Raw genomic sequence first — 4882 nt, forward strand, 5'->3', positions numbered from 1 at the left:
AGCGACCGGCATCCATCTGGTGATCGCCACCCAGCGCCCCAGCGTGGATGTGGTGACCGGGCTGATCAAGGCCAACTTCCCGGCCCGCATCGCCTTCGCGGTGGCCTCCTCCGTGGACTCCCGGGTGATCCTGGACACACCAGGAGCGGAGACCCTGCTGGGGCGCGGGGATATGCTCTTCCTCGCCCCGGATCAGGGCCAGCCCATCCGGGCTCAGGGTTGTTTTGTTTCCGATGAGGAGATCCGGCGCATCGTCACCTACTGGAAAGGCATCCGGGGTCTCCCCCGCCCGGAAGCGCTCTCCACGCCTCCTTCCCCTCGATGGAAGCGTGAAGCAGAGACGGCATCCGGGGAACCGATCCGGGTCGGAGGACAGGCAGAGGAGATGAAGGAGGAGGAGCCCGACGAGGTTCTGTTGCAACGGGCGATAGAGGTCGTGCGTCTGCACCGACGGGCTTCGATCTCGCTGCTACAGCGGAAGCTCCGCATCGGCTACCAGCGGGCCGCCCGCCTGATCGATCTCATGGAGGCGCGGGGGCTGATCGGCCCGCCCGAAGAAGGAAGCCGGTGGCGAGGCCTGGAAAGGCTGGATTCCTCCCCCGGCTCCCCGCCGGATTGATGGATCGTCTGGGCGGAGCTTCCGTAGGGTGCGGGAAAAACCTGGCGAGACTTAGGCGGTTCGGCCCCGGGCGGGAAGGCCGACGGCCGGGCTGAAAACCCCGGGAGGCGACGAGCTGCATAGCTCCCTATCCCTGATCCAGCGACAGGCCATGATCGGATCTCTCAGGGCGGGAATCCAGCGTGGAATGTGGGGGGCTGGGGGACTGGCGCTCTTCCTGTTCGCGTTGCTGCTGATGCGCGGAGGGGCCGCCCATCTATCCCCGCCCCTGGCGAAGGCAGGGAGGTTGCCCTCCCCATGGCGTAGCCTGGGGCTGGGCTGGCTGATGGCCTGTCTAGCGCTCAGCGGTTCCCCGGTGGCCGCCGCCGCGGTCAGCCTCCAGGACGCCCAGGTCCTCTCCCCCGCAGCCACCCTCACCATGCTTACCGGATCCCGCCTGGGCGCTTCGTTTGTCCTGTTTGTCATCGGGTTGAGCTACGCATGGCGCCGGGGACATCCATGGAACAGTCTGACCGCGGGATTTGTCACCTTCTGGGTGACCGCTACGACTTATTTTCCAGCCACGGCCCTGGGCCTCCTTCTGCTGCCTTATGTTCCTGTCTCCCGGATCGCTCGGTGGCGACCTCCCCTCCTCCCCGCGCTTCTGGAACCCGTTCAGGCGCTCGTCCAGGCTATGGAAGAGATCCTGCGCGGCGGGGCAAGCCGATGGCTCGGAAAACCTGCGCCCGAGAGCGTGATAGGGATCTCCTTGTTCCTCATGGGCTTTTTCTCAGTCGGCCTCGCGCTCCAGGTCCTCGATCGAGCCATCCCCCTTCCTCGTCTCACGGACCCAGAGGCGAATTCTCTCCCGGATTCCCCATGGCCGATCTTCGGCCTCGGGCTGGCGGTAACAGCCCTCACGATGTCGGTATCCTTCTCCATCGGATTGCTCGTGCCTTCCGTAACGCGAGGATGGATCCGTCGAGAGCAGCTGATCCCCTATGTGATGGGAGCCAACATCAGCACCTTCATCGATACGCTGCTGGCCGCGCTGGCCCTGGGGAATCCCGCGGCTGTCGGGGTGGTGCTCACCGAGATGATCAGCGTCACGGTGATCTCCGCCGCGATCCTGTTGGCGGGCTATCGGTGGTATCGAGGTCTGCTGATCCGGGTTTTCGAACTCCTGATGGGGCGCCGCGCCCTGGCGGCCTTCTTTCTGATCGCGTTCCTATGCATGCCGCTGATGCTTCTGGGGCAGGGATAACGCCATGGGAAGGTGCATCCCCTGTCTGGTTTCCCAACCCCCATTTGCCCCTCCTCCGCCTCTGGCTATAATGGCAGGCGGTGATGGCAGATCCCATCGCCGCCTGGATCGATGAGGGATCACCTGGCCTCTCGGATGAGAAATCCAGCCGCGTAAGTCCGGAGGGCACTGCTTTTAGAAAGCCCATGGAAAGATGATTGGGGGAGGGATCACGGGATGCGTGTCACGGAGCCTGGCTATGTGCCTCCTTCGGAGGATTACTGGATGGCCCTGATGACACAGGGCGAGTTCGCGGCTTCCCCCGCTCCGGAGGCCGAGCCCGAGGAGATCTGGGAAGGTCTGGGGATGGGCTGCGGCCATCCGATCCCCATGCCCAGCCTGTGGGATCTGGAAAGCGGGGAGCCGGACTGGCGACGGGCGCGGGCGCTGCTGGAATCGGGCCAGCCGCTCACTGTGACCGTGGTGGGCTATAACCGGGGCGGGTTGATCGTCCAGGCTGAACGGTTGCCCAGAGGGTTCATCCCCGCCTCCCATCTCCTTCAGTTCCCCAACGCGCTGAATGGCCCCTCCCGGAAGTCCGCGCTGGCCCGATATGTGGGTCAGACCCTTCAGGCGCGGGTCCTCGAAGTGGATGAGGTGGGAGGTCGTTTTGTTCTTTCCGAACGGCTGGCCTATCAGGATGAGGCGCGCATTGAGGCGCTGCTTGCCGAGCTGCGGCCTGGGGAGGTCCGCCGGGGAAGGGTAACGAAGGTGGCCCCGTTTGGCGCGTTCGTCGATCTGGGCGGCTTCGAGGGATTGCTGCACATCTCGGAGATGTCCTGGGGCCGGGTAACCGATCCCGGCACCATCGTCCAAGTGGGCCAGGAGCTGGAAGTCCTGATCCTGGATGTCCTTCCAGAGGAGCGTCGAGTGCAGCTCTCCCTCAAGCGACTGAAACCGGATCCATGGGAGACGGTGGCCCAGCGCTATCCGGTGGGTCAGGTGGTGGAAGGGGTAGTGACCACGGTGACCCACTTTGGGGCCTTCGTCCGACTGGAGGAAGGCGTGGAAGGGCTATTGCATGTTTCCGAGATCGGCGACTCAGAGGCGAGCCACCCCCGCGCACTCGTGCGCGAGGGGCAGCCGATTCGGGTCCGCATCGTGAGCATCGATCCAGCATCCCGGCGGATCGGGCTCAGCCGACGGGGACTCCGTTAACCGGGGCTTCGTCCGGGCTTCCCAATAGGCGATCGGTGACTTGAGGAGCGATGAAACGGCGTGTTCGAACTGTTCATGCCCGCCCGGCTCGCAGCGCGCCGATCCGCGCCGGCCCCCATCGGTCTCCTGCCCCCTCCGGCCTCCCGGAGTGGATCCGACGTTTGGGTCCACCCCGGTGGTATGGCACGCCGGCTTTCGGGCGGCGGGAGCGCCAGGCGGCCGCCTTCGGGCTGATAGGCTTGGGGGTTTTTTCCAGTTTGGTGTTGCTGGGCCTCAGCCCGGGTCGGTGGAGTGATGCATGGGCCGGGTTACTGCGAGGCCTCTTCGGATGGGGAAGCCTGCTGGTCGCTGCCGGTTGGGCCGGGCTTGGGATATGGATGTTCTTACGGACGATGGGCCGAGCCCCAGCGCTGAACGGCTGGCGTCTCCTGGCCCTCGAGGGAGCCCTGCTGGGGCTTTTCGGCCTGGCGCACGGGCTGGCCATGCTCGCTCATGAAGGCCCCTGGGAGATCATCGAACGGGGGGAAGGCGGTGGGACGCTGGGCTGGCTGATCTGGACCGCGGCATCTGCCCCACTGGGGCCTGGCGTGGGAGCGGCCCTGCTGATGCTGATCACGGGGGTGGGGGGCTGGCTCGCCCTGGCCCGCTGGGCTCCCCCCTCTCCAGCTCCAGAGGCTCCAACGCCCGCTTCGGCCCCCGCTCCGCCGGCCCGCCCGCCGCAGCCTCCGAAGCCTGTCCGGCCGTCTCCCCGACCGGCCCCGGGCGGCCTCAAGATCGTGACGGCCTCGCCTCCGCGTCCTGTCCGGATGAAGCGGGATCGGCACCTGCCGCCGCTGGATCTGCTGGAGGAGGACGAGCCGTCCTCCGTCTCGCCGGAGGAGATCCGGCAGAAGGCGGCCATCATCGAGGAAACGCTCCGGCAATTCGGACTGGAGGCTCAGGTGGTGGAAGCCACCCAAGGCCCGGCGGTGACCCAGTTTGGATTGTTGCCGGGTTACATCGAACGTCCCGGGCCTGACGGAGAAGTGCGCCGCCAAAAGGTCCGGGTAGCTCAGATCGCCGCCCTGGCCAACGATCTGGCGCTGGCCCTGGCCGCTCCCTCCCTTCGGATTGAAGCCCCGGTCCCCGGCCGCGGCCTCATCGGCATTGAGGTCCCCAACCGGCAGATCCATGTGGTCCGCTTGCGAGGCCTGCTGGCCTCCCCAGAGTTCCGGAAGGTCGGGTCGCCCCTAGCCATCGCCCTAGGCCGGGATGTGGCGGGCCGGCCGGTGGTGGCTGACCTGGCGTCGATGCCCCATCTGCTGATCGCTGGGACCACGGGTTCAGGGAAGTCCGTCTGCATCCACGCGCTGATCACATGCCTGGTTTGGAACAACACCCCCGAGGAGCTCCGCCTGGTGCTGATTGACCCCAAAAGGGTGGAGTTGGTGCGGTGGAACGGCCTGCCCCATCTTTATGGAAAGGTGGAATTCGAGATCGAGCGCATCGTGGGCGTTCTGCGCTGGCTCACCCGTCAGATGGAGGAACGCTACCGGCAGTTTGCGGCGGTGGGGGCGCGGAACCTCGCGGATTTCAACGCCCGGGCTGAGGAGGCTGGGGAAGCCCGATTGCCTTATATTGTGCTGTTCATCGACGAGCTGGCGGACCTGATGAAGGCCGCGCCGGTGGATGTGGAGCGGACCATCACCCGGCTGGCGCAGATGGCGCGAGCGACCGGCATCCATCTGGTGATCGCCACCCAGCGCCCCAGCGTGGATGTGGTGACCGGGCTGATCAAGGCCAACTTCCCGGCCCGCATCGCCTTCGCGGTGGCCTCCTCCGTG

At 66.2% G+C, this 4882-nt stretch carries 4 protein-coding genes; all 4 read left to right on the top strand.

Annotated elements, in window-relative coordinates:
* Positions 1–619: DNA translocase FtsK (locus ACFMO3_RS03375; RefSeq protein WP_376789027.1), on the top strand; the 619-nt coding region annotated here is incomplete at its 5' end.
* Between the two features lie 187 nt (positions 620–806).
* On the top strand, positions 807–1862 hold the full coding sequence (locus ACFMO3_RS03380; protein WP_376789028.1) for a hypothetical protein: 1056 nt from the start codon (positions 807–809) through the stop codon (positions 1860–1862).
* A 216-nt stretch (positions 1863–2078) separates the two neighbouring features.
* Complete coding sequence (locus tag ACFMO3_RS03385) at positions 2079–3059, top strand: 30S ribosomal protein S1 (RefSeq protein WP_376789029.1); 981 nt, start codon at positions 2079–2081, stop codon at positions 3057–3059.
* A 50-nt stretch (positions 3060–3109) separates the two neighbouring features.
* Positions 3110–4882: DNA translocase FtsK (locus ACFMO3_RS03390; RefSeq protein WP_376789030.1), on the top strand; the 1773-nt coding region annotated here is incomplete at its 3' end.

The sequence above is a fragment of the Thermoflexus sp. genome (assembly GCF_042408815.1).
GTDB lineage: Bacteria > Chloroflexota > Anaerolineae > Thermoflexales > Thermoflexaceae > Thermoflexus.

Coding starts and splice junctions, on each gene's coding strand:
- ACFMO3_RS03385 (WP_376789029.1), top strand. CDS start 2,079: ATGCGTGTCACGGAGCCTGGCTATGTGCCTCCTTCGGAGGATTACTGG.
- ACFMO3_RS03380 (WP_376789028.1), top strand. CDS start 807: ATGTGGGGGGCTGGGGGACTGGCGCTCTTCCTGTTCGCGTTGCTGCTG.